This window comes from Scardovia wiggsiae F0424, assembly GCF_000269605.1.
Classification (GTDB): Bacteria; Actinomycetota; Actinomycetes; order Actinomycetales; family Bifidobacteriaceae; genus Scardovia; species Scardovia wiggsiae.
Window position 1 is genome coordinate 1,246,195 of record NZ_AKCI01000001.1, and the last position, 25,731, is coordinate 1,271,925.

General features: G+C 53.2%; 16 protein-coding genes. 3 read left to right on the top strand and 13 right to left on the bottom strand.

All coding sequences use genetic code 11. The annotated features are described in order from the left end of the window. Window positions 1–32: 32 nt before the first annotated feature. Window positions 33–668: an iron transporter gene (locus HMPREF9156_RS0105555; RefSeq protein WP_007147791.1), complete on the bottom strand. Its 636-nt coding sequence runs from the start codon at window positions 666–668 to the stop codon at window positions 33–35. A 39-nt stretch (window positions 669–707) separates the two neighbouring features. Then, window positions 708–2,600: an FTR1 family iron permease gene (locus HMPREF9156_RS0105560; RefSeq protein WP_017147555.1), complete on the bottom strand. Its 1,893-nt coding sequence runs from the start codon at window positions 2,598–2,600 to the stop codon at window positions 708–710. Between the two features lie 237 nt (window positions 2,601–2,837). Between HMPREF9156_RS0105560 and HMPREF9156_RS0105565 the strand changes: the two genes are divergently transcribed. Continuing rightward, complete coding sequence (locus HMPREF9156_RS0105565) at window positions 2,838–4,100, top strand: FAD:protein FMN transferase (RefSeq protein WP_007147793.1); 1,263 nt, start codon at window positions 2,838–2,840, stop codon at window positions 4,098–4,100. Between the two features lie 28 nt (window positions 4,101–4,128). Here the strand turns inward: HMPREF9156_RS0105565 and HMPREF9156_RS0105570 are convergent, their stop codons facing one another. The 4 genes from HMPREF9156_RS0105570 to HMPREF9156_RS0105585 all read right to left on the bottom strand — a co-directional run bounded on the left by HMPREF9156_RS0105570 (window position 4,129) and on the right by HMPREF9156_RS0105585 (window position 15,274). Next, window positions 4,129–5,637 (bottom strand): amino acid permease, encoded by a 1,509-nt coding sequence (locus HMPREF9156_RS0105570; RefSeq protein ID WP_007147794.1) that lies wholly within the window; start codon window positions 5,635–5,637, stop codon window positions 4,129–4,131. 389 nt (window positions 5,638–6,026) lie between these two features. Then, window positions 6,027–7,625, bottom strand: coding sequence for an MFS transporter (locus HMPREF9156_RS0105575; RefSeq protein ID WP_007147795.1), 1,599 nt, complete (start codon window positions 7,623–7,625; stop codon window positions 6,027–6,029). Between the two features lie 34 nt (window positions 7,626–7,659). Beyond that, the gene (gene gtfA / locus HMPREF9156_RS0105580) at window positions 7,660–9,171 is read right to left on the bottom strand and encodes a sucrose phosphorylase (RefSeq protein WP_007147796.1); all 1,512 of its coding nucleotides are present in this window, start codon (window positions 9,169–9,171) and stop codon (window positions 7,660–7,662) included. A 337-nt stretch (window positions 9,172–9,508) separates the two neighbouring features. Then, window positions 9,509–15,274, bottom strand: coding sequence for a S8 family serine peptidase (locus tag HMPREF9156_RS0105585; RefSeq protein WP_007147797.1), 5,766 nt, complete (start codon window positions 15,272–15,274; stop codon window positions 9,509–9,511). A 336-nt stretch (window positions 15,275–15,610) separates the two neighbouring features. Here HMPREF9156_RS0105585 and HMPREF9156_RS0105595 point away from each other — a divergent pair, with 336 nt between their 5' ends. Then, window positions 15,611–16,519: a peptidylprolyl isomerase PrsA gene (locus HMPREF9156_RS0105595; RefSeq protein ID WP_007147798.1), complete on the top strand. Its 909-nt coding sequence runs from the start codon at window positions 15,611–15,613 to the stop codon at window positions 16,517–16,519. Between the two features lie 19 nt (window positions 16,520–16,538). On the opposite strand, the gene HMPREF9156_RS0105600 is transcribed toward HMPREF9156_RS0105595, so the two are convergent. From HMPREF9156_RS0105600 to HMPREF9156_RS0105630, 7 genes are all read right to left on the bottom strand, one after another. Continuing rightward, complete coding sequence (locus HMPREF9156_RS0105600; protein WP_017147557.1) at window positions 16,539–17,006, bottom strand: hypothetical protein; 468 nt, start codon at window positions 17,004–17,006, stop codon at window positions 16,539–16,541. A 401-nt stretch (window positions 17,007–17,407) separates the two neighbouring features. After that, on the bottom strand, window positions 17,408–17,848 hold the full coding sequence (locus HMPREF9156_RS0105605) for an SRPBCC family protein (protein WP_231198076.1): 441 nt from the start codon (window positions 17,846–17,848) through the stop codon (window positions 17,408–17,410). Window positions 17,849–18,016: 168 nt separating this feature from the next. Then, on the bottom strand, window positions 18,017–19,096 hold the full coding sequence (locus tag HMPREF9156_RS0105610; protein WP_007147802.1) for a glycosyltransferase: 1,080 nt from the start codon (window positions 19,094–19,096) through the stop codon (window positions 18,017–18,019). A 114-nt stretch (window positions 19,097–19,210) separates the two neighbouring features. Then, window positions 19,211–21,067, bottom strand: a complete 1,857-nt coding sequence (locus HMPREF9156_RS0105615; RefSeq protein WP_007147803.1) for an alpha-glucosidase — start codon at window positions 21,065–21,067, stop codon at window positions 19,211–19,213. 102 nt (window positions 21,068–21,169) lie between these two features. Further along, the gene (locus HMPREF9156_RS0105620; protein ID WP_007147804.1) at window positions 21,170–22,123 is read right to left on the bottom strand and encodes a carbohydrate ABC transporter permease; all 954 of its coding nucleotides are present in this window, start codon (window positions 22,121–22,123) and stop codon (window positions 21,170–21,172) included. Further along, the gene (locus HMPREF9156_RS0105625) at window positions 22,123–23,073 is read right to left on the bottom strand and encodes a carbohydrate ABC transporter permease (RefSeq protein ID WP_007147805.1); all 951 of its coding nucleotides are present in this window, start codon (window positions 23,071–23,073) and stop codon (window positions 22,123–22,125) included. The genes HMPREF9156_RS0105620 and HMPREF9156_RS0105625 overlap by 1 nt, the downstream gene beginning before the upstream one ends. Window positions 23,074–23,090: 17 nt before the next feature. Beyond that, entirely contained in the window at window positions 23,091–24,371 is a 1,281-nt protein-coding gene (locus tag HMPREF9156_RS0105630; protein WP_007147806.1) for an ABC transporter substrate-binding protein, read from the bottom strand. A gap of 138 nt (window positions 24,372–24,509) precedes the next feature. Here HMPREF9156_RS0105630 and HMPREF9156_RS0105635 point away from each other — a divergent pair, with 138 nt between their 5' ends. Then, window positions 24,510–25,700 (top strand): ROK family protein, encoded by a 1,191-nt coding sequence (locus HMPREF9156_RS0105635; protein ID WP_017147560.1) that lies wholly within the window; start codon window positions 24,510–24,512, stop codon window positions 25,698–25,700. The last annotated feature ends 31 nt before the right edge of the window (window positions 25,701–25,731 follow it).

Here is a 25,731-nt window from a genome sequence, read left to right on the forward strand (position 1 = left end):
TGCTGTTTCCCTGGTGAAATGCGCTCTGAAGGTTACCACTTATGCGGCGTGTAGTTCCAGTCGAAGCTGACTTTCAAAGGTGTGGTCCAGAACTCGCCTTTGACACCGGTCTCCTTGTCAACATGGAGCGCCCATCCTTTCTCAGCCGGCGAGTGGATCGACAGGTTGAGCTTATACTGGCCTGCCTTGTCGAGCTTCACGTTGGCGCCATAGTGCGGTCCGTCATTAGCATTCATCTGCATGAATGTCCCCGATGCTGCAGCCTGGCCGGTGGTTTTATCCACGATCTCATACTGTACAGTCAGATCAGGCACATACTCGCCTTTGGAATAGCCCAGGTCATTATTTGCCAGGGCATGGATATCGGCCTCCAGGTGGAAGCTGGCCTCAGCTGCCGACAGGCCCATGCCTGACGGCTTCATATCTACGGGCTGGAAATACACCATAGACACATTCAACGGCCCGACTTCCTGGTCATGCCCGATAGGGTACTCCTCAAAGCCTTTGCTGCCCTGTGAATCGCTGGATGTCTGCGATGTTTTCGCTTTAGTCGCTGCAGGTTTCTGCGAGCCGCAGCCCGAGAGCGAAACGGCCATAGCGCCCGCACAGAGCATGGCTATTGCGGCTGCGCATACTTTCTTCAGTTTTCCTGCATTATCTGTTGCCATCTGTATCTGCCTTTCTTTACAGGATCTGACACTGTGTGTTTAATCGTTGTGATTATGTGTACTGTTTGGATTATTTTTTTGCTGCCCCGTATGAGGCACATCTGCGTGGGGGCTTCCGGTATCCGGGCCGGACGCTCCGGTACCGTCCCCCTCCCCCTGAAGGGAAGCCTTCCTGGCCTTCCTCTGACTGATGATGGAAACCGCTGCCAGTATTATGACCGTTGCAGCCATGATTATCTGGAAAACAACAGTTTCTGTGTATGGGTATATCCCCAGGAAATCATTGGTGATCCAATCCGGGTGATACACGCCGTCGATCACATCAGCCTCAATCAGCTCATGGAGCCCGCTGCCCGCAAAAATCACGACCATGGCTGCCATAAGGGTACTGGTGGCTGCGAAAAATGGGCGGATAGGGATCCTGACTGATGTGAAGCGGATAAGCAGGAAGACAATAACAAGGATAACAGCTGCTGCAGCAGCCCCTCCGTACAGGGCGCTGTAATCGCTGTCTGACACCATTCCGGCCAGCGCCTGGTAAAACAGCACAGTTTCAGCCCCCTCACGGAATACTGCGAGGAACGACAGCGAGGCCAGGGAAAGCACGCTCCCTGTTGAAATACTTTTCTCAGTTTTGGAACGGATATATGTGTTCCATCCTGCAACCGACGATTTATTGAGCATCCAGTTGCTGGTGAACAGCAGCATCAGCATGGCAACAAGGGCGGTAAACCCTTCGATCATTTCCTGATGGGACCCGCTCGCGCCGAACAGCACATTCAGGATAACCGCCATGATCCCGGAAGCTATGATCCCGGCCAGGACACCCATGTAAATATAACGCAGCTTATCCTTATACCCTGCTTTCACAAGATAGGCAATAACAGCCGCAACTACGAGGATGGCTTCAAGCCCTTCACGGATCAGTATGATGAATGCCTGCCCGAACGAGGAGCTGAAGAACTGTGTGAACGGATTGATGTGTGCGGCAGACGAACCGCCGGAATTTGCGGCATCCAGTATCCCGGCATCCTTAGTGAGCATATCTTTCAACGCAGTTACATCTTTTTTGATGGTCTGCGCAGGTTTACCCGCAACCATATCTTTACGGGTCTGTTTGAACTGGTATTCTACCGCGGAGACACGGGCTCCGGAGATCGCGCTCATAACGGTTTTTTCAAAACCAAGCTTTTCGTAATACTTGTAGTACGCATCGTTGACGAGCTCTGCTGCCTTTTCACCGTTATGGCCGTCAACTGCGGTTGTATAAGCCTTGTCAAGGATAGCATTCATTTCACGGGCAACTGCAGTCCATGTGCGGTTTCCCCGGCCTTCATTCCTGTTGACGCTCTCAGCGTCCAGTTTGCGGCGTTCCTGCCTGATCTTGTCGTCAAGTTTTTTCCCGTATACCCGCGGGGAGCCCAGGGAGGTGTCGGCATCCAGCACCTGTGCCGAAGCCTTCAGCCGGTTTTTGAGCTGCTGTATGCGGGTTTTGAGGTCCTGGATATTCTGCGCGCTGGGCTGCTGGTATGTAAGCGATGTGACAGCCATAAAATCGCCGGCCTGGGACTGGGCCTCTGCAGATCCCTGGACCTGCTGCACAGCACTGGTCATATTTGTAGCAACGTAGCCTGTGTTGTATGCACGCTGCGATGAAGCTGCTGCCGTTGTAGTATCGCCTGATCCGTAAGAAGCCTCTGCAGAGTCAAGGTCCTGGGAGATCCTAGAAACGACTGCATCCCATGAAGCATAATCCGTTGCCGCATCTGCCGCATACGCCCGGGGCACAGTGGCACCTGATATGGCGCTTATGCATATCACAAAAGCAGCGCACAGGAACACACATACACGCAGGGCATGCCGCAGCAATGTACGATGTACATTAAGCCCGCCATGCTGTTTACAGCGCGTAAACGGCAGGGCCTGAAGCATGTGTATAAACGGATATGGATACTGTTTCACGGTTCTCCTTAGGACGAACTCTTTTACTAACGTAAAATATCAGGGCCGATTTGTAAAGAGTTTTAATGAAACTTATTGGAAAATTTTTGATATCTGTTCCTGTATCTGCGATCACGCCTGTGCGCGCTGCGGCCTGCAGGCTGCAAAACCGTTGGCCATACCATAGCGCCTGCATTGCCGCCCGCACCTGCAAGGTATAATGGCACAATGCGAATATCCGATACAGGCGCCGCCTTTGCTGCAGAACGGCATATCTGCGCTTTCCCCGGCGTACTGGGTACGGGCATGATCATCACCAGCGAAAAAGGGATCCCGCAGGATGCGCAGGACAGCCTCCGCCGATCCATCTCCGGATATGAAGCTGCCCTGTCCCGGTTCCTGCCCTATTCGCTTGTGCGCGCTATGGGCGATCCGCAGGGCATAGCCGAGCATAACGGTATTTTTGAATTCCCCGAATACTGCAGGCCGCTTTTTGATATTTACGATTCCCTGTATGAGGCAACTGACGGCCGTATAGACCCCTGCATTGGGGAAAGCCTGATACAGCTGGGCTACAGCGTGCCTTTCGACCTTATCGGCGATGGCCCTGCTTCCGGCGGCCCTATGGACACCGCTCCAGGCAAGTCCCGCAGCATATCCGCAGGAACCACTCCTGCAGGATTCCATACCGCAGGCTGGCGGTCTATCCGCAGGGAGGGGACAACGCTGTACACCGGGACACCCGTCAGCCTTGATTTCGGTGCTGCTGGGAAAGGGTTCTGCGTTGACCTTTTATCCGCGCAGCTGGAGGCACTGGGCTGCGGAGCGTTCACCATCGATGCGGGCGGAGACCTCTACTTTTCAGCAGCCCGTTCACAGTACAGCCAAGACAGTCAGCACAGCCATGAAGCCGGAGATGTCCGGGACCCGCACAGACCCCATAAATCCCATACAGTGCAGGCAGGTACAAGAATCACACGGGTTGCGCTCGAAGACCCAAGCGACTCCGATACCGCCATAGGCATCTGCACCATCGGCCGCAGTACACGCGAACCCGGCATGCGCGGGACCGCCCTGTGCGCTTCAGCGCCGGGCAGGCGCACATGGACCGTCCACCGGCCTGATTCCTCACTTATCCAGGCCCATCACATCCTTGATGCACTGACGGGGAAGCCGGCCCGGGGTGTTGAGGCAACGTGGGTATATGTACCGCACACATCATCCGGTATGGAGTATCCAACAGCATGGGCCGACGGGCTGGCAACGGCATTATTCGTCTGCGACCCGCAGCATCTGTATAACGGCACTCCGCCGGAAATCAACTTTGAGTTCCTCCGCCTGCTCAGCAGGCATCCAAAGAGGCGCACAACTGCAGCCGGGCACTCAGCAGAGAATGCGTCCAAAGACGCAGCAGGGCATCCAGGCGCCCACGAAGCCCGATACACAGCCCAGCATTCGCCCGGGTTCCCAGCAGAGATTTTTATAGAATAAATATAAATCCCCGCAAAAATCCGGTGCCTTACAGAGAGGCTGTATGCCGCTCCTGCATGCGGCGCACACGGAAATGGGACCACACACCGAAGACCGTAAACCATACAAGGCCGCCCACCGCAAGCCATACTGTGTCTGCCGCCATAAAAAGCGAAATATAGATAAGGATGAAAAAAGCAATGGCAAGGGCATCGAAAATTTTATAAGCAGGCATCAGGAAACCGTCAGCCGAAAAATCGGCGCTCCTTCGGTATTTCCAGTGTGCAATGACCGTCAAAATGTAGATGCCGATAATAACGGCACTCGACGCGCTGGAAAACCATGTGAATGCCTGTGTCACCGCCGGGAACAGGCTTACTGCCGGCGACAGCAGGATAAACAGCCCGGACATCAGAATGGCACGGGCAGGGACTTTATGGCCTGATACCTGTTCAAGGCTGAAGAAGCGCAAAACAGAGCCTTGCCGGGACTCGTTTGCCACCTGGTAAAGATGGCGTCCGGCAGAGAACAGGAGGGAGTTCAGCGACGAGCTCGCTGCTGTGATCACCACAAAGAATACGAGCGCTGCTGCCCAGTCGATCCCTGCGTATTTGAATACCATAATAAACGGGGAAACGAATTCGCCTGTCTTATCAGGCACGAAATTGCGCCAGGGGACAATAGTCATGATGGCGATAAGCGCGCCGACGTAAAAGATCAGGATGCGGTAAATGATCTGGTTTGTAGCTTTTTTAAGTACCGGACGCGGATTCTTGGTTTCCGATACTGTTACACCGACGAATTCAATCAGCTGATACGCAAAAAATACCATGGGGAATGCGATGGCAAAGTTGTACCAGCCGTGAGGGGCAATCGAAAACCCGCGGAAAATATTGGCAAGCGAAACTTCCCCTGCCGGCGAGCTGATAACCGAATTTGTTGTCCTTATGCTTACTGCCGGATAACGGTAATGGATAATAAGCATAACGATTGCGGTAACGATCATGCCTATGATCAGGGTGATCTTGATCATGGCAAACCAGAATTCTGCCTCCCCAAAAGCCTTGACAGCAATAAGGTTGATGAGGACGAGGACAGCCAGGAACGCTATCTCTATCAGCCATTTCCACGACGACAGGTCAATATTGTACGTCCGGAAAAACTCTACGAAATACTTGGAAACTGCGGTAAGTTCAGTCATACCGATAAGGACGAGCACGATCCAGTACGACCATTGCGCGAAGTATCCCCAGCCTTTGCCCACATATTTCGTAATAAAGTTGATAAACGTGTGCTGGCTTGGATCATTATACATAAGTTCGCCGATAGCGCGCATCAGGATGAACATTACCAGCCCCACCACAATATACACGAGGACGATCGACGGGCCGGTGAGCGCTATCGATTTGCCGGAACCGAGGAAAAGCCCGGTACCGATGGTGCCGCCAATCGCAATAAACTGGACATGACGGTTGCTCAGGCCGCGCTCCATCTTGTTATGGGTATCAAGCTGCTCCACAGAATCCAGCGAATTGTCTGTTGGACTGCCGCTCACCATATTATCCACCCCTTGCTGCGTATCTGCCTTACTGCACACTAAAACTTCATCTGACGCTAGTAGTCTCCAATACTACTGTCTGCCGTAGCCTTGCAGCATGCATCATCTCAATATCCGCCAAGTCGGCACATAAAGCACATATCCGGAGCAGGCGCAAAAACCGTATCGGGGCAGGCTGTAAATCTCTGCAAAAACGCCCCGCGGCACGAAGCCTCATCGCGGCAGAGGCTGGCATTCACTAAATTTGAACAGGATCTTACAAATAACTGAGGCCTCAAGATAAGTTTATGGGGCAGGAGTCAGAGCCCCTGCCCCACGAATACAGCCGTTCTGCTGCGTTCTGAGATAAGCCATCCTGCCGTGCCTATCTGAAACGCACAGCCCCGGCATTACCTGACTTTCTTGATCCTCATGATGAGGTACGCAGCCACAAGCACAAGGATAATAGCTACAATAAACACCCATACGTATGCGTAGCCCGGGACTTTCCCTGAGTGGGTCATCCCTCTGACCAGTCCTAGAATGACGGAGGTAAATACAGAACCTATAACCGTAGATAAGGTATTTGCAAGGTTCAAAATCCCCAGATCTTTACCGGCTTCCTCGGGGTTTGGCAGTACTGCAACATTAAGCGCCTGATCAATAGCGTTGTATATCCCATAACCCAGGCCTGCTATACCCGCGAACAGATACATCCCAAGCGGGCTATGGAAAAGCAGAGGCATTGCAGCGCCTACGGCGAATAAGCATGATGCCAGCGCCACAGGGATTTTACGCATGTGGATCCTGTCAGTAATCGGTCCGGCAGTCACAGCAGCAAAAAGCGAAACTCCCAAGGTAATCAGTGACATGGTAGCGATAACTGCAGCTGCCTTCTTGACTGCGTCAGGCTGGTCGCTAAAAATATAATCCTGGCAGATGTACAGCTGGTAAGAGTTGATCATCCAGTATCCGCCCATCATAAGCGTCCTGCCGCTAAGGGCATAGTAGAAATCCGGGGCATGCAGAGGAGGCCGGAAAGAGCGCAGGATCATCATGACACTGAACTTATCGCGCGGCTGATCTACATTAGATTTGTCCGCAGGCCATATAGCTACTGTAATAATGCCGATAAGGGAAAATACGCCAAGCCCCATCATCCAGCCGGCGAAAATCCCGGAAGCCCCCTGTTTGATCAAACTGGCGCCTACATAATTTCCGAGGGTCTGCCCGACAGCTATACCTGCACCGTAAAAACCTGAAATTGTACCGCGGACCTTGTCCGGGACGCGGTCAGACATAGTTGCCACAAATGGTGCAAGCATAATGTTATAACCCAGCTGGGCCATTGACCACAGGAGGACGATCAGTCCAAAATTCCGCGTAACACTAATTAACCCTACGCTGACACCTGCTATGACCCCTCCTGTGATGATCCACCAGAAACGTTTGCCGCGCTTCGAACGGGTCAGGTCAGATAATGTGCCGAATATGACGTTAGCCAGCAGTGCTACAACTGCACCTACAGCGTTCACTATCCCAAGCATGGCAGTTTTCTGATTATTATTGATCTGCCCCAGCACCGCCGGAAGGATAATAGTATTCAGCGCCACCCACGGGATAGCACATGCAACAGCACTTACCGTGAAACCTATACCAAGCCGGATCAGTTCGCCGCGTGAAGGCACGCGCCCTGATGCGTCTGCCATGGGATCGCGCATATCATTCAACGCGGATTCAGGGTTCAGCGGCTCCGATTCAGCAACTTCAGCGATGGCAACTGCCGGCGCTGCCTCAGTCATGCGCACAGCCTGCACATCGGTATTCTGCAGTGTTTCCGGTGTTGCGGGCCGTGCTTCCATGATCGGCTTGCTCAGCTTGTCTACACTTTCTTTCTGCTCGGGAGTAAGCGCATTATCATAATCCGGCCTGTCATCAATGCCGGGGCGCACAAAGCTGTCATCCGAAGGCTGATGCTCCCAATTCTTCTGATCATCTGGCGATGTCATAAAGACCTCCTCAATAGTTCTTAAATTTTAATTTTTACTGTGCTGCTGCCGGCGGGTTTGCGATAATATCATCGGTGACATGCTCACCGGAAGCATCCTTCCATGCAATAGTGCACACAGGGACCCCGCTGCTGCCAGCGCCCTTGCCGGGAGCAAAAGTAAGGGTTGTGCTTGTAGACTGCCCTGTCCATGTCATAGCCAGGGATCCGCCGTTTTCAGTAAAACTGAAATCGCCGTCAAACGCCTCAAGGGTATTGCGGAAACGTCCGAGGGCATTAAGCGCCTGGACCACCGGACGCCTGAGGTTCTCGTCGATCTCCGCAACGGTGTAGTAATGGCGGTTGATATCGCGCCCCACGTTCGTGCGTTTGAGGAGCTCCATATCATTCTTCCCGGCAAGCGCACCTACGTAGTAGACCTGCGGCACACCAGGCATATAGAACTGGACAGCGCGGGATGCGATATACTTCTGGTCATCGCAGCCGAGTGCGGAGTAGTATGTGCAGTTGACCTGGTACAGGTCCAGGTTGGAGGCTGCTGCCCCTGTGGCTTCTGCGGATTCACCGTGCGAGTTTTCTTTGATAGTCTCGACAAGCTGGTCAACCTCATCATCGGGCACCAGGCCTTTCAGGGACCTGTCCATCTGATCGGACCCTACGTCGATCACACCAATACCGTCATGGGTATCAAGGACATTTACCGCATTCACAGGACGCACCCCAAGCCAGTGCGCCAGGGGGCCGGTTTTACCCGTGCTCAAGGCATGGAGCAGCAGCGCCGGGATTGCAAAGTCATACACGCGGTCAACCTTATTCGCGATCTCCACCTGCTTTTTGTAATAGGAGTGGACTTCAATCAGCGTTTCCATACCGCGCCTGGCAGATTCTTCCTTGATCCTACTGATCAAGTCAAAAGTATCCGGCGTCATAAAGCAGCTGGTCTTCGCCCGCTTGGCACCGTATCCCACGGCGTCAAGGCGGATGAACGACACATGCGATTTCGACATCTGGTCCAGGATAGACATGAGGTATGCCCACCCTTCATCGGAAGCAGTATCAATATCTACCTGCTGAGGTGTGAAGGTCGTCCAGACAAGGCGCGTTTTGCCGCCCCATGTATAGTGTGTGAAAGGCAGGCCCGGGCGCGGGCGGTATATTCCGGCAAGGTCTTCCTCAGTAGCACCCTCCGGGAATACGGCAGACATGGTGAGGAACATCGGGTAATACTCTGAACCCTCGCCTTTCTTCATAACATCCTGGAACTGCTCCGACTGCCATGACATATGGTTGACAATAGCGTCAACCATGATGTCGTGGGTTTTGGACAGTTCAGCCACATCATCCCAGCTCCCCAGGCGGGGATCAACTTTCGTATGGTCAATAGGGTCAAAACCGGCGTCTGCCCCATCAAAAGGGGTAAAGAACGGGAGTATGTGCACGCCTTCATACACGCCATCGAACCGGGTGCGCAGAACATCTGTCAGCGAAGCGAGAGTACCTTCGCCAAGCCTGTCGGCATAAGTAATAAGCTGTACCTTGTTTTTCATCAGACCTCCTTGCCTGAGGGTACCTCCGCTTCTGAGGTGCTGGCCTCAGCGCAGGCACACTTAATAGCTACATACAGGTATACAGTTTTGACAGTCTATGCCGGGCAAGCCTTCTGTTTCCGCAGTACATAAATAATGGGACCCGGGAAGGACCGGATACCGTGAGACTCACCGCGACACGCATTGTGCTACTTGCATTCTAGCACAGAATCCCGCACGCCATGCCATTTTCCGGGCCGTAAAAAGCTGCATCCGCAGCCATATACGGTGCGGATGCAGCTATGGGATTATTTATGGAGCCGCTGGTATACCAACCGCCAGTTTCCGGTTCCGAGTATCAGGACCCATTGCCTGAATACTGCACCTGGGCCTTATGAGCCGCCCGGGCTGCCCGGATTGCCCGGCTTTTCTTCGCGAAAGCGAATGCACCGAGTACAGCCAGTATGGTGACAGCACTGAGGCCAAGCAAGGTATGGGCTTCATCCCCAGTATACGCCAGGGAAGACGGCCTGGCTGACCTGTATGGGGCCTGCGCCAGTATGCCGGTTGTACCGCTGCCCGAGACCTGCGCACCTTGCGGCGCGGATGCCGCAGGGCCGGACGCCCCGGCAGGATTATGTGTACCAGCTGCAGACGGCTGCTGTCCGGCTGAGGCCGAAGTGCCCTGGGCTGTATCCTCAGGATGGAAAGCCTTTTCCCCAGCGCCCTTAGCATTCTTAGTGCTATCCGTCTTAGCGGCTTGACCCGCTGCAGCAGCTTTAGCTGAATCCCCGGCTGCAGCAGCGGCGACACTCTCCCGCAGGCTTTTCAGCTTCTGCAGATAGGACAGCTTTGTGCCAACATCACCGGAAGACTTCGCCACGGTACGGGCGGTATCGGCCGCAGCAGACCAGCTGCTCCCGCCCGCGGGGCCGGAGACACTCTCCGCCGCTGCAGGCGCAGCTTTTATATCTGCAGAGATCCGCTCAACAGCCGAGTCCAGCAGCCCGCCCAGTTTTGCCTCACCCTGGCTGGCTGTGACTTTCCCGGACTGCACCAGGGCTGCCAGCGCATCACAGTCCGCTGCGAAAGACCTCCCGGTAACGGTATTGGCCTGAGCAGCCAGTTCCGGGCCAAGGGCCTCCCTGACGGTATGGATCCTGTTCAGCAGCGCCGTCTGTTCAGATTCAGACAGCATGGCCTGCCCGGCAGCCGTACCTGGGCCGGCACCGGCAGCATCAGCATTCTGGCCGGTCCCGCCCTGCGCATTGGCACCGTTATTATCCCGGATGTTGTTCACGATGTACGATACAACCGCGGATTCGTTGCCGTACCGGTCAACCGACTTGAAGCTGAACAGCCCGTTGGCCGTAACAACCACCCCGCCGGCGGGGACATCCTGATAGGTTGCCCCGTCAGTGCTGTACCGGACTGTTTCATCAGCCGAGGCGGCTTTGGCAGTCAGCGTTACCGACGCTGCCGGCCCAGTCGTGCTTGGGGTGATCACCGGCGAAGCCAGGGTTTTCCTCGGCTCATAGTATACCGTGATTCTTTTGGTGACAGTATTATTCCCGGAATCGGTGACAGCCACAGTAAGGATATTCCTGCCCTTCACCAGCCTGGCAGTATAGTTGATATCCATCCTCCCGGGCTTGCCGCTATTGATATCGACATCCTCGTACTGGGTGGCAACATTGCTGCCGTTGATCATCAGCTTGAGGTAATCGACATTGTCGGTTGCCGTACCGGTGATCCTGTAAGCCGGATCATTCGTGTACGCCGGCCTATCTGTCGGATTATCAAGCGCCAGTGCGGGAGGGACGGTATCCAGCACAAAGGTCAGGACCTCCTGGAAAGACCTGTCCTGGGTGGTATCCCCGACTATCACGCTGAAGGGCTTCTGCCCGGCGGTGCCCAGGTTCAATGTGAACTTGAACGTCAGGTCGTCGTTGATTGGTACATCCTTGCCGTCAACTTTCAGCGTGGTGGTAGGATGCTTGACTTTACCGGTAATCGTTGCCATGCCGGTTTTCGCATCGTAATACCTCGACCTGCGGGCTGTGACCTCATTGGTGCCGAATGTAATGCCATTATTGAATGTAACGGCATTTTTGAGTACTTCAGCATCATATGACGATGTGACCATCTTGTAGGTGCTTGCAGTATTCCCGTCAGCATCCTCAAGCTGGACAGTGATCCTGTTGGAACCATATGAAACAGGGACATCAGCACTGAACTTGTGCCCGGCCTCGATCTGCGCCTTTATCGGCGTGCCCGAAGTAGAAGTTGAGATAGTGACGCTTTCGGTATCATCACTGACCGTCCCTGAAACTTCAACAGAGGATTCCGAAGTCTGCCTCTCGCCGCCATTGATCTTCACATCAGTGAAGCTTGGGGCCTTCAGCCTTACATCAGTCCCAAAGCTCTGCACCAGCTGCGTGCGGGCAGCATTATTGTACAGATTGACCGTGCTATGGTAATCCTCCGCAGTCAGAGGCAGGCTGCCTTTGAAATTGCGGGTCACTGAGTTGTAGGCGATATCCATGCTATGGGTCTTGCCCTGTGAATCCGTATACGTACCGTAGACCTTCCCCGGATAGGTGCCGGAGAACGTATAGGTACCGGTGCCGTCATCGAAGGGGCTTTCCTCATAGCCGTCTGTTGGCTGGGATATCTTCTGCGGGATGCCGCCCTTGTCTATGATAAGGCCGTACATAACATCGCCGGGCTTCTGCACCCTTTCTTCTGCGCTGACACCATTCCCGGCATTATCAGTCAGATATGCGCCGATCCTGTTGTCGCCGGCAGCAAGCGCATCTGCCTGCTGCTGGGTCAGTACCGCTCTGATCTGCGAATAGCCGTCGGGCGTTGTGCCGGTCACCGTATACGAGCCGTAAGGGTTGCTGATGCCGTTCACAGACACTTCAATATTATGCGAGATGCTGAGCCCGCTGAAATCATCCTTAGCCTCTGCCGACAGATAATACACAGTCTTGCCCTGCTTCTGCTCCTGAGCCAGCGAGACATTCCGGACTACAGGCGCCTTAGAATCAAGCTTGAACAGCACATCATAGGCCTGCCTCCTGTCCCCGCCGGACGGTACAGCAGAGATCCGGTACACATACTGCCCGTCCTTCGCATGTTTTACAACGCCGTCGCTCTGGTCGTAATACGTACCGTCCCAGGTAGGCGGATAGTAATAGGAATACCTGCCTGCAGAAGGCCTGTAAATAGTCTTGATCTGGTTGGCAGACGAGCTTAATGTTGTAACAACATTGCCGCTGCTGTCGAGTATCTCGACTTTAACATCCCTGGCATTCCTCAGCATGTAGTACTGCATGCCTATACCGTTATACAGGGCGGAGGAGGAAGTGGAGAATGCAACAGCATCCGTATTTACCTTCCGGCTGCCCTGCGCATCAATATACAGCCCGCCGTAATACTGGTCCCCTGAATCCTGGTTGAGCATCAGCGGCACAGTGCCGTAATTGCCGGTTGCCGGGCTGGCTGTAATGCCGTTGATGGCATCAACGATTTTCCCGCTGTTCCAGTCCCCGAAGAACCCCATATAGGGTATATTCAGGCGCGTGCCGTCGTTCCCCCTGAAGTTCAGGAACCCTTCCACGAACTGCTGAGTGCTGAACGATTCCGGCAAAACCAGCTGGAATTCCACCCGGGCTGTTCCGCCGGCAGGGACATCGATAGTACTACCGGACTTGATGGAAGCCCCGTCTATCTTTGTGTCATACAGTACGCCGGTGGCGGGGTCAGTTGCAGATGTGTAGACGGCATTGGTGCTGTCGTTGGAATCTATGGTATATACCATATCCTGGCCTGTCGGGTTCGTGAAAGTGAGCCTGAACGTTGTGGTCCTCCCATTGAAGCTTTTAAGCTCAACGGCAGGGTATCCGTTTTCCGAAACGACCGTTGACGGATTGTTCTCCAAAGCATCGATAGCTGCCTTGACGTCGATCATTCCGGCACCCTGGCGCCTTGGCGACACTATGGCGTTGCCATGGCCTGTGTCTTTGACCGGCTGCGCGGTATTCATTTCCACAGTCTTGAGCAGGTCGGTGATCTGGGTCCCCTTAAGCTTCTGATAGTAGGCATAGAACTTATTATTTTTATTATTCATCGCCTGTTTGAGGAGCGCCTGGGAGCCCGCAACGAACGGGGAAGCCATTGATGTACCCGACATATTCGTGTACCCGTTATTATTCTGCGTAGACCAGATATTCCCGCCCGGAGCTGTGATATCAGGTTTGAAGGACAGGTCGGAAGCCGGGCCGTATGATGTGAATGTAGACATCCGGTCAGTAAGGTAGCTCTGATTCGGCAGAGGCATCAGGGCAATCTTTACAGTAAGCGCCGTACCCTTATGCTGGTCCACCCAGTCAATAAGCTTGTGCCCGGTAACATTAGACAGGCCAAAAGCCGGGAAATCAGAGGACAGGGCAATACCTGTAAAGGGGGATGCGCTGCCTGTCTGGTTATTGACAATAACCACACCTGCTGCGCCCGCCTGCTGCGCATATTTCTGCTTGTCTGTAAAAGTCATGCTCCCGCGGTTGACAATAGCGATCTTGCCTTTTGCCTCAGCTGTGTAATCGCCCGGGTCGCCTGTACTGAGTTCGCCGTTGGCCTTCCGCACTACATAAAACTGTTTCTTGTTGAAACTGCCTGCAAAACTGTCCGCTGAAAGCCTGACAGACTCGGGGCCGAGCTCGAAACCGTCAGCGCCCGAGAACGTTACCGCCTGGCTGATGACCTGCGAATTTTCGCCTGAAGCAACGGTGGTGGCGCCTCGTGACGCCCCCGGCGTACCTACTGTTTCAAGGTCGCTGAGTCCGTAGAAATCTTTGTTGACGCCTTCAGAGGCAGAGGCCGAGGTCCCCGAATTCCCCGCAGAAATTACTGCGGCAGTACCGGCTTCGTTGGCATTCTGCACTGCAGCCTGCTCAGGGTCCTGCAGTGTCTGGTCGCCTGAAGCGGCCCCAAGCGACATATTCAGCACATCAGCGCCGAGCTTTGAGGAATCTTCCACTGCAGCCACTATAGTGACCGTTCCCGTTGTGGACGATGTACTTGAGTTGGAAAATACTTTCATTGCCAGGAGCTGCGCCTCAGGGGCAACACCGGCCACGGAGCGTGCAGGGTCTGTGCCCGTGCCGTTCGCCCCGATGATGCCGGCCACATGCATCCCATGCTGGCTGTCCTCGCTGTTGTCAGTGATTATGGTGTTATTGTCAGCATAATTGTAGCCGTAAGGGACTTTAGGCGTGAAGTATTTGCCATGCTTTGCCTTGCTGATGAAATTGCTGACATCCGACCGGGTCAGTTTGACGTCCCGCTCATTGCTGAGCCTCATATCTTTATGGTTCGGGTCGATCCCGGTGTCGATAACGGCAACAACGGTATGCTCGCCTTTATATTTGTAGCTCGACCACACTGCCTGCACATTTGCCATGGAATTGGCGTTAGCCTCGGAAGGGTAATAGACCTTCGCAGGCGTGACGCTTTTCACACCGGCGATCTGCCTGAGCCTGCCGATATCACTGGCTTTGGCTTTAGTTGTGAAACCGTTGAAAACATAGCCGTAGCTTCTGCCCGGTTCCTGCCCGGTCACCTGCTCGGCTGCTTTTTTAACGCTCGCCTGGGCGGCTATTACGGTATCGGTTTCCCGCTGGATCTCAGCGGTGCTGGAATAGTCAGCACGCAAAGTACCGTTTTTCGATGCCGGCGCTGCAGACATCTGGACTATTACATCAACGTAAACGTTATCCTGCTGCGTATGGCTGAGTTTGCTGTAACTGATATTTTTTACGGCCAGCTGATCAGCGATCGCCTGCTCGGCAGTTACTGTATCCGTACCCGTACCGGTATCTGCCCTGTTTTCTGCGGTATAGGCCTGTGCCTTGCCGGCAGATGCCGGATCGGCTGCAGTGCCTGCACTGTTATGCGACTGCTGGTCTTTTGCTGCAGCGGCTGTCGGAGGCCTGCCCGGCTGGGCCGTTGGCGCAGGTGCAGTATCCGCCAGGACTGTGCCGGACGGAAGCGCTGCGAAAACCCCGAAAGTAACAGCAGCAGCTAAAAGAAAAGTTACCCCTTTCTTTTTTGCTTGCATGATGCCCTCCAATTCTCGTATATTTAGGTGGATCACGGTTAAAAATACCGTGATATGGTTAGGGGCTATTGTACTCAGATCTGAGATTTTCCAAGGGAAAAGTATTCATTATCTGCCTGGTCTGTTTATAATGCAGGAATATTTTATAAATTTATACATAACATCCTTGGAAAATAAGGGATTAAGAAAGTTTTCATATCTGTCCACTATGTGGAACCCTGCATACGGGCGTGTGCCTACTAAAATAAGCCAGTACAAGACAAAACAGCCAGGCTATGGCTGATCCGCAACAGCACATATTATTTATCCATTGATGATACGCGAAGGAGAACAACGATGAAGAGGAAAACAGGAGTTCGGGCCCTGCTGGCAGGGATATCAGCGGCAGCACTGCTGGCCGCCGGCCTTGGGGGATGCGGGCGAGATCCTGCTGTCGCCACATATGACGGCGGTGAAGTATCCCAGCAGGAGCTTTATAATGAGCTTAAGCGCTCCCCCTCCGGGAAGACCGTCCTTGCAAACCTGCTGATCTATAAGGCGCTGGACAGGGAATACGGCAGTTCAGTAAGCGCAAAAAGCGTTGACGATGCTTATGCAGACTATAAAAAACAGTACGGGGATAATTTCAGCTCCTATCTGAGCCAGAACGGTTTTACCAGGGAATCTTTCAGGCAGAGCCTGCGCACAAACCTTCTGAGCGAAGTGGCACTAAAACGGCTTAAGAAGGTGTCTGAAGACCAGCTCAGGGAAGCCTGGGAAACATACCGGCCGCGGGTCACCGTACAGCATATCCTGGTAGGGGATGAAAGCACTGCCAGGCGCGTTATAGCAGAACTGAAAGCCGGCGGCGATTTCAGTACGCTTGCCGGCACATACTCGATCGATACCTCAAGCAAGGACCAGGGCGGCACGGTGACCTTTGAGGCGGATGACAGGAATTTCGACTCGACTTTCAAAGACGCCGCGTATGCGCTGAAAGATGGGGAATACACCCGGGATCCGGTGCAGGTCACTAATGGGTATGAAATTATCAAAATGGTAAAAAATCCGGGTAAAGGCGAATTCAAAGATAAAAAGAAAGAGCTTACAGAAACCGTATACTCAAAGTGGCTGCGCGATACGAACATAATGCGGCAGGTCATCAGCCAGGTCCTGAAAAATGAACATGTCACCATCAAAGATAAAGACCTGGCTGACGCGCTTGATACCTACAAGGCAGCTATGCCATCACTCCAGAAGAAGTGAGCGGAGGAGGAGGGGCCGGTCAGCCCCTCTCAGTGATGCTCCTGCGCAGCTTACGGAATATTATGCCGATGCCGGCGCCTATGGCGTATGCTGCTACTGAGCACAGTATAACCGCACTTTCATAGGGGAGCGCCAATGCCCCTAAAAGCTGAGAAGTGCTGTCCTCAGAGTACTCAACTAAATGCCAACGGATCACGTCATAAAGGAAAAACGCGAGTGCGCTTATTATATCAAGCCCGGCAACAATCAGTATCTGCGGGACCGCTACTTCCCACTTGGGGAATGCAATACCCGTGATAAGCATAATAATCGCCATAGGAATGGTAGAAAGCATAACACCTATGATCACCAACCAGTCGAAGTCCCCTTCAACAATACCGTAGCCCCAGAATACCGCAGGGCTAAAAAGTATGATCACTGCACTCAGAACAGTGACAACTGCAAACTGGACGCGGGTTATATGCTTGAACATCCGTGAGAACATCATTATCCTCCATCCCGGCCATACCAAAAACTCTAAACCATAAAGATAACATCTATATTATCCAGCAAAAGGGCTTCTTGATATAGCCTTATAATCCTGACGGTTTTATTCTAGCAAACCCGAAAAAGTACTTGCAGAAAACCGATAAAACACCTGTCGGTGCATCATTCCCATAAGGCTATAATAGAATCACATTCTGTATCAGATTAGGGGACAAGCCATATCGACAAGGTGGCCATATGAAGGGTAAAACGGGTGCATGCCCATTGCGCATGGCAGCCAGCATCACGGCCCTCTGCAGTATTATGCTTTCCGGCTGCGGACCCAACGCTACAAAAGTTACTGGTTTCTCCCGGATAAAGCTGAGCCAGTATGACTACGCTTTACATGCGGGCTCTCAACGTTCAGACAGGCATATGGGAAATACCGCTTACACCATTTTTATTGATAAATACTTTCTTTAAATCCATAACAAATTGTGATTGTTGTTTTCTTAAATATGATTTTACAAAGGGTTTCATAATTATTCTTTTTACTATTACACATTCTGTAAAATCTATTTGAGTTTTATTTCCTTTAGAAGTAAAAATGCCAGTCCAATGTCCTTTTATATTACTGTTTTCCATATCAAACTCCCAACGCTCATACGGTTTTACAACAGTAATAGTAAAGGTGGTAGGAAAGCCATCTTTGGCATATTCAACAAATTGTTTTTTATTTATTACTTCCGTTTTACTTAAATCACTCCGCCATTGACTGTATTTTTCAACCGCTAAAACAGTTTCCCAAACCTTATGAATATCACTATCAATACTTTCTTTTATATTTGAAGTTGTTTTTTTCATATCCATATTACAACGGTTCCATATATCCACTACAACGATAATCTAATTATACAGACTATTTTTGCTGTCCCTGTGGGTTGTGGCTCCGCTGATTGCCCTTATTCTCCAACACAATGTCGTCCGCCTTGATATATCAGTCCACATCAGCCCCTCGATATCTGCCTCCGCTCAGTTCCCTGCACTTTCAGGCGGCACAGGCATCGGTTTCCAGTCCGGATCATGGAGGATGCGGTGCTCTGCGGCCCACCCTTTGCATATCTGGATGAACCCCGAGCGCAGGCTTTTCCTGTCTACAGTAAACAGGCGGATAAGCTCCTTGCAGAAAGTGATGGCGTTGCCCAGTGCAAACGCGGCCGGATAGTAATCGCCATGCGCCATATAGTAGCGGGCCAGGAAACCGCGGTTGCGCATAAGATAGAAACGTTTGACGTCTGACATGGAATTGATCTGCGGAAGCCCTGCAATATCAATATTTGCGAGCGTACGTGTGCGGCGCAGCACCTTATCTCTGATAATGATGGGCTCGGTAACCTTGCTGGCAAGATATCCGAAATTGGCATCATCCCAGGCAATGAAGAAACGGGGATCAGGGAAACCGGCCTTATCGACTACCGACCTTTTGAACAGCCCGCCTTCAAAACACATAGAATTCATGGGGCGGAAACCGGAAGCGCCGAACTCCGGCGGGGAGAACGGGTTGGGGATGCCCAGCGGGACTATAGTCTGATACTGCCAGTAAAAATCTCCGCCGTCAAAATCGTAGCGGCCGCCCTGTATGGCTTCAAAATTTTTCATCCATGGGGACAGCTTTTCCAGCGCATCGGGGAGGGCGGCTACGTCATCATCCATCACCCAGAACCATTCACTGCCGCGGTCGTAGGCTTCTTTCACGCCACGGTAGAAACCTCCTGCGCCGCCGGTGTTTTCCTTCATAGGGATATACACCACACGGTCAGTCCCACCTTTCGCATCTGCTGAAGGGGCGCTCCCCAAAGAAGGCCGCCGCTGACTGGCATGCCTGCCTCTGGGGACAGACAGCGCCTTCTCAAGCGCTTCAGCGATCCTCTGTGTGTCAGCGGAAGCTTCATTATCCACTATGATGACGCGCCACGGCTTAATGGTGAGGCCTTTAATGGAATCGCACAGTTCCTGGAGCAGCTCCTGGCGTTTATATGTCACAATGACCATTGAAAGCCGGTCAGTTACTGCGCGCGCCTGATGGGAATTCTGAACCGTCATGCTTTCCATAATAACAGCCTCACTGTTCTATACATATATTGGCAATGTTGCACGGCGGCAATACTGCGTCAGGACAGTGCGCCGGCCTGCAGCCTATATGCGTGTTGTATAAGCCAGTAATACCTACAGCCGGTATACGAAAGCCTCCCATGGGGAAAGCCTGCCGATAAGCAGTGAGGCCACAGTTTCCTCAGGCCTGTATGTTGAGACCAGTATCTGGTCTGCCCCGGCCCGCCCATTGACCAGAGCCGCTGTCTGGGGCGGCACTTTTGCGGGCTGTGACGATACATTAACGGCTACAAGCAGCTGATGCCCGTCCGCTTCCGGGATACCGCGGGCTTCATCAGCAGGCAGGCTGCGCGTAAAAGCATAGACCTGTTCGTCATCGGCATCCAGCAGATCCCACTTCCCCGCAGAAACGAGCACATTGTCATGCCGCAGGCGGATCAGCTCTTTATAAAAGGAATATACAGAATCCGGATCCCGTATTTCGTCATGCGCATTGACCGTATCTTTATTGGGGTTCACAGATATCCACGGTTCCGTCGGCGCGTATTCTGCTGTAAAGCCGGCGTACCCGGTGCTGTCCCACTGCATTGGGGTGCGCGAGTTGTCGCGGCTCATGGCTGCCAGCCCCGCAAGCATCTCTCCGTCTGTTGACACTTCGGCTTCATCTACACGCTGATGGTACATATTGATAGATTCCAGGTCGCGGTACTGGCCAAGCCGCGTAAAACCGGCATTCGTCATGCCCAGTTCTTCGCCCTGGTACACATACGGCGTACCGCGGTGCATATGCATAAGCAGGGCAAGGGCTTTAGCCGAGCGTATGCGGAGCCCGTCTGTACTCGTGTCACCCCAGCGCGATACCGAACGCGGCTGGTCATGGTTGTTGAAGAATAGCGTTGCCCACCCGGCTTTTTCGACTGCCTTCTGCTGGGCGCTCATAGCCCTTTTCAGCTCAGTGAGCCTCCATGGGGTTACCGTCCACTTGCCGTCAGCACCATGGTCAACATCGGTATGTTCAAACAGGAACAGCATATCAAGCTCACGATGCGCCGGATCGGTAATATATTCGTCCCGTTCAGGCGTGATCCCCGGAGATTCGCCGACAGTAAGGTACCCCTCCCTGCCGTCGAACACTTCCCTATGCATCTCAGCAAGGAATTCATCGAGCCGCGGGCCGTCCTGGCAGAACGGGGCGGGGCTCGAATACCCTTCCGGGCCGGCAGCACCCGCAGACATGGCAGAGCCCCCTACTCCAGGAAGCTCCCCGGCCTCATCTACTTTCTTGGAGATCAGGGTGATCACATCCATACGGAAACCATCGACGCCGCGGTCCATCCACCAGTTCATCATGGCATACACCGCCCGGCGCATGCTGGGGTTTTCCCAGTTCAGATCCGGCTGTTTCTTTGAAAACTGGTGAAAATAGTACTCTCCGCGGATTGGATCGAATTCCCATGCCGACCCGCCGAAATACGATCCCCACCCGTTGGGCTCTGCGCCCTTGGTACCGGGTTCGTGCCCTTCTTTAGCCGGGCGCCACCAGTACCAGTCAGCATGCGGATCGTTTTTATCACGCGATGCCTGGAACCATGCATGCTCGTCTGATGTATGGTTGACAACCAGATCCATCACGATTTTCAGCCCGTGCCTGTGCGCCTGCGCGATAAGCTCGTCCATATCGTCAAGCGTCCCGAACATCGGGTCTATATCCTGGTAATCCGCAATATCGTAGCCGTTATCATCCTGAGGCGACCTGTATACCGGGGACAGCCAGATAACATCTACGCCCAGATCAGCCAGGTAATCCAGGCGCGACGTGATCCCGCGCAAATCCCCTATGCCATCACCATTAGTATCCTGGAAAGACCGGGGATATATCTGATATACGACAGCATTAGACCACCACGGGTTGGGCGTATCGCCGTTAGTATGCACCTGCTGCGGGACTGCTTTGCGCCCGGAATCAGTCATAACTGCTCCTCAATATTTATTTATCGATATTGCCGATATTAGCTCGCCAGTTTCAGTTTACCGGTTTCAGTTTACTGCCGGATCACCGGGTTTCGCCTCTGCCTACTTTACAGCACCCCGCATCACGCCGGACACTACCCATCTCTGGGCAAAAATGTATACGATGAGGACGGGGGCCATAGCCATCAGATAGCTGGCGAACGCTACGGGATAGTTAGTATTGAACTGCGACGAGAACACGTACTGCGACAGCTGTATAGTCGAATCCTGCTGATTGGTAAGGATGATCAGCGGAAGCATGAAATCGTTCCACACCCACAGCACTGTCATAATGCCGATAGTCGCGTTTATAGGCCCCATCAGCGGAAAGACGATAGTCCAGAATACGCGCCACGTACTCGCTCCGTCGATCCGCGCAGCTTCTTCCAGGGACACAGGGATAGAGCGGATAAACCCGACCCCGATAAAAAGGTTCGTCCCCAGGCCAAGCACCGTGTACAGGACGATCAGCCCAAACTGGTTATCCAGATGCATCCACCCCATCTGACGGGCCAGAGGCAGCATGATCACTGTAAACGGCACGAACATGGCCGCAATAAAGAAGTAATAGAGGAATTTGAAGAACGGCCTGTCCATATTGCGGGCGATAGCATATGCTACGAACGTATTGCTCACCAGAGTAAGTGCCGTTGCGCACACAGTGATCAGAAGGGTCGTCCATGCCGCATGGGGGTAATTCACCATATTCCATGCCTGTGCGTAATTGCCCCAGTTCCATGTTTTCGGCAGCTCAAATCCGCCGATAGTAGCATTATCTTTCAGCGACGACACTACAGCGAAGTACAGCGGCACAAGGATAACCAGGGACAGCACTGCAGCCAGTATGGTCAGCGGCCAGTTCACGCGGTTCTGTTTAGACAGGCGCAGCTTGCCCCTGTTGGAATCATAGCGTTTCGCGGCACCGACATTACGCCCCTGGCGCCCCATGGAGCCGAGGCCCGGCTTTTTCTGCGGCGTCCCTGCAGCACCTGCAGTATTTGGATGTGCACTGCTCATCAGATCTGCTCCCTGTTTGAGAAGAACCGTAACTGTACGAAGGCGATAACAGCCAGCAGGATGAAGTACACGACTGCATCTGCTGTCTGATAGGCATATTCGCCGCCCGTCAGGCCGTTATTGTAGATCAGGTAAGAAACGGTTTCCGTTGCGGAATCAGGCCCGCCTCCGGTCAATGCTACGACCTGGTCGAACGCCCCGAGGGCATTTTTCAATGACAGCACCATATTTATGGTCACGAACGGGCCGAGAAGCGGGAAAGTGATCCGCCAGAAGCCCTGCCATGCATTTGCACCGTCTATCTCCGCCGCCTCATATACTTCCTGGTCAATAGTCTGCAGGCCGGCCAGGTACAGCAGTGTGTTGTACGCCACTGACTGCCACACCGTAAGGAAGACGATAGGTATCCAGGCCAGCTGCGCGCTGGTAATCATGGATGTGCTCAGCCAGTCGATATGGAGCGCCTGGCCGAGCGCCGGCAGCGGCACCATGAAAATATATTTGAAGACATAGCCGATAACAAGGACTGCCAAAGTGTACGGGATGAAATATATTGCACGGAACCCATTCTTAAAAGCAATGCGTGAGTTCAGCAAAACAGCTAGGAACATTGCGATAAGGTTGATAAGGACCGTGCATATGACAGCGATAAAAATCGAAAAACCGTACGCATGCCATACACGGTCGTCCTGGAACAGGGCAATGTAATTTTTCAGCCCGATCCATTTATAGGTACCGAAACCCTGCGAATTCGTAAATGAATACAGGATACCCTGGATGAACGGTACGTACAGGAAGAAAGCAAAGATCAGCGCTGCAGGGACCGTCATCCAGTAATAGGTACGGTCCAGCCGCCTGCCTGCCCTCCCCTCTTTTTTGGAGGATACGGGGCCCGCACCTGAACGTGCAGATCCCGGCCCTGGATGCAGAGAAGTTGACACTGTTGTCATAATGGTCTCCTGTTGCCCTACTCAAAAGTCCTGGACTGGACTTTATCCCATTCTTTCTGCATGGCATCGGTAAACTGCTTCGTATTGCCTGTTGTTACCAGTGCCTGCAGGAAGCCTGCGAGATTGATGGATGAAGGTATCTGATGGTCGCAGAAATCTACGATGCGGCCCGAGCGGAAGAAAGGAAGTACGGGGGCGATCTCCCTGCCGCCTGCCTGCGTTTCCTTCAGCGGCGTAAAGGCGTACTGGGCTTTAGCATATTCAGCTACATTCTTCTCACTGAGAAGGAATTCTATAAACATGCGTGCTTCCTTTTCATGCTTGGTGTTTGCGCCCATAGTGAGGAGCACATCGTCACCGGCAACAAGTTTCTGCTCATTGGCATTATTGGTTGCAGGCATGTTGGCGAAGCGCAGGCTGATATCCTTATTGACCGATGTGACCTGCGGTATGGCATACGTCCCGAGAGGGAGGATGGCAGCCTTGCCGTTGGCGAAGTCCTGCGTGGCCTGCTGGTATGTTACGCCTTTGTTTGGCTGCGCATACGTATACAAAGTATGCTCCTTCTGAGCAGTCTCAGTCCACAGCTTGCTGAAATCGGTTTCCTTTTTCTTGAGTTTCGTATAATCGCTCAGCGGTACAAGGGTACCGTTCAGGGAAGCCAGGGGGGCCTGGAGGGTCCATGTATCCGCCCACGATGCCTCAACCGGCGTGATCCCCGCGCTTTTGAGCTTCTGCAATGCTGCGATAAAGCTGTCCCACGTCTGCGGGGGATTATCAGGGTCAAGTCCCGCTTTTTTCCACAGGTCAGTATTGATGATATAGCCTGAAGCATTGCCGGCGTATGGGAGGGCATACAGCTTTTTCTTTGCCGGATCGGACGTCTGGACGAGATCCCTTGATATCTGCAGCATGCCGGTATTGAGCCTTTTCGTGATCGGGTCGCCTTCCCAGTTATGATAGACCCCCGAAGCTGCAAAATATCCGTAGCTGATATCGCCGTTCAATGTGATAACATCGGGTACCCGGCCTTTTACCAGCCGTGTGCGCATATCGGTCTGCGCATTTGCCGTGTTATTGACATTGATTGTAATATTGGGATGAAGCTTCTCAAATTCACGCGCCTTCTGGGTAAACCATGAAGCAGCTTCCGCCTTAAACTGGAAAAAATCAAGGGTGACCTGCTGTGACTGGAAGCTGCCGCACGCCGCGAGCGCTGAACCTGCTAACGCTACGGTAGCCACTGTACTGATAAGCCGTCCTATTATCTTCCTCATTTTAAGGGTGCCATTCCTCATAATGACTCCTTTTACCATGGTACGGCAGCCATGCCGCAACTCACTACAACACTGCCCAGTCTAATTTCTTTCGATTTATATTCCTACTTTGGGCATGTTCCTATTGTTTTGAAAGTAAAGCATGATAATTTAGTATATATGGAAAATAATCGCATACCTTTATGGTTCAGTCACTCAGAAAATACACACGCAATCGCTGCCGATATCATGCGGAACAGCCCTGTTTCACGGTCGCAGCTGGCACGGAAACACAAGCTGTCACAGGGGACATTATCGAAGATAACCAGCGAACTGCTGTATGACGGCATCATCGAAGAAAGCGATGCCGCAGCTTCTCCCGGCAGTGCAGAAATGCGCACGGGAGATGCCGGCAGGGGGAGGCCGCAGACCGCACTGCAGATAGCGGCAAAATCCCGGACTTATATAGGCGTCAATATACACACCTACGAATGCATAATGGCAGTGACCGATGCAATGTGCTCTGCAATCTGTGAGCCCCTTATCATCCACTATGCCGATAACCGTCCGGAAAACCTTACGGCCCTGATCTCCCAGGGAATAGGGCAGCTGTCACAGGCTGCTGCAGAGCGCGGTTTCCCCCAGCCCTCGGCAGCAGGGGTCACAATAGGCGGGCATATCCTCAACGACAATACTGTGACTTTCGCACCGTTCCTCCAGTGGAACAAGAATGTCGATTTCGGCAATATGGTACAGGAAGCCGCACATATGCCGGCAGCAGTATTCAATGATCTGGATTCCCTGCTCGCATACGAAAGCTGGTTCGGTGCAGGCCGCAGTTCCCGGCGGTTCGCCCTGCTGACCGTCGGTCTGGGGATCGGGTATGCGCTGTGCGACGGCGGGGAGCCTGTTGATTACCCTGATAAAAGTTACGGTATGGCAGGGCATGTGCCCGTTGACCCCGACGGGCCGGTCTGCTACGCCGGGCACAAAGGCTGCTCGCAGTGCCTGACTTCACCGTCAATAGCCATGGAATATTCGCAGCTTATCGGGCATGCATCTACATTCGAGGATTTCGCCCGCAACGCGGAATCAGGCAAACCCATAGCCCGCTACCTTGTGGAACGCACATGCTACAGGCTTGGGGTCCTCATAGCGACAGTTGCCAATATGGCGATGCCCGAAAAAATACTTATTGGGGGCGAATCAGCATATCTGGCTGAAAGCGCACTGGAATCCATCAGGACGGGTGCCGGCCGCTACCGGCACAGCAGGGCTCAGCAGGTGCAGTTTGAGATCCTGAAATACGGGTGGGAACGCTGGGCACTCGGCGGGGCTGCGCGGGTTATCGCCATGTCTGTTAAAGGATAGGGCGCAGTGTACTGCTCTATCCCCTCATGCA

What these genes read in the sequence shown, in the direction of transcription:
- HMPREF9156_RS0105570 (WP_007147794.1), bottom strand. Translation starts at nt 5,637, where the DNA reads ATGGTGAGCGGCAGTCCAACAGACAATTCGCTGGATTCTGTGGAGCAG.
- HMPREF9156_RS0105625 (WP_007147805.1), bottom strand. Translation starts at nt 23,073, where the DNA reads ATGACAACAGTGTCAACTTCTCTGCATCCAGGGCCGGGATCTGCACGT.
- HMPREF9156_RS0105555 (WP_007147791.1), bottom strand. Translation starts at nt 668, where the DNA reads ATGGCAACAGATAATGCAGGAAAACTGAAGAAAGTATGCGCAGCCGCA.
- HMPREF9156_RS0105615 (WP_007147803.1), bottom strand. Translation starts at nt 21,067, where the DNA reads ATGACTGATTCCGGGCGCAAAGCAGTCCCGCAGCAGGTGCATACTAAC.
- HMPREF9156_RS0105585 (WP_007147797.1), bottom strand. Translation starts at nt 15,274, where the DNA reads ATGCAAGCAAAAAAGAAAGGGGTAACTTTTCTTTTAGCTGCTGCTGTT.
- HMPREF9156_RS0105560 (WP_017147555.1), bottom strand. Translation starts at nt 2,600, where the DNA reads ATGCTTCAGGCCCTGCCGTTTACGCGCTGTAAACAGCATGGCGGGCTT.
- HMPREF9156_RS0105630 (WP_007147806.1), bottom strand. Translation starts at nt 24,371, where the DNA reads ATGAGGAATGGCACCCTTAAAATGAGGAAGATAATAGGACGGCTTATC.
- HMPREF9156_RS0105635 (WP_017147560.1), top strand. Translation starts at nt 24,510, where the DNA reads ATGGAAAATAATCGCATACCTTTATGGTTCAGTCACTCAGAAAATACA.
- HMPREF9156_RS0105600 (WP_017147557.1), bottom strand. Translation starts at nt 17,006, where the DNA reads ATGATGTTCTCACGGATGTTCAAGCATATAACCCGCGTCCAGTTTGCA.
- HMPREF9156_RS0105605 (WP_231198076.1), bottom strand. Translation starts at nt 17,848, where the DNA reads ATGAAAAAAACAACTTCAAATATAAAAGAAAGTATTGATAGTGATATT.
- HMPREF9156_RS0105620 (WP_007147804.1), bottom strand. Translation starts at nt 22,123, where the DNA reads ATGAGCAGTGCACATCCAAATACTGCAGGTGCTGCAGGGACGCCGCAG.
- HMPREF9156_RS0105565 (WP_007147793.1), top strand. Translation starts at nt 2,838, where the DNA reads ATGCGAATATCCGATACAGGCGCCGCCTTTGCTGCAGAACGGCATATC.
- gtfA (WP_007147796.1), bottom strand. Translation starts at nt 9,171, where the DNA reads ATGAAAAACAAGGTACAGCTTATTACTTATGCCGACAGGCTTGGCGAA.
- HMPREF9156_RS0105610 (WP_007147802.1), bottom strand. Translation starts at nt 19,096, where the DNA reads ATGGAAAGCATGACGGTTCAGAATTCCCATCAGGCGCGCGCAGTAACT.
- HMPREF9156_RS0105595 (WP_007147798.1), top strand. Translation starts at nt 15,611, where the DNA reads ATGAAGAGGAAAACAGGAGTTCGGGCCCTGCTGGCAGGGATATCAGCG.
- HMPREF9156_RS0105575 (WP_007147795.1), bottom strand. Translation starts at nt 7,625, where the DNA reads ATGACATCGCCAGATGATCAGAAGAATTGGGAGCATCAGCCTTCGGAT.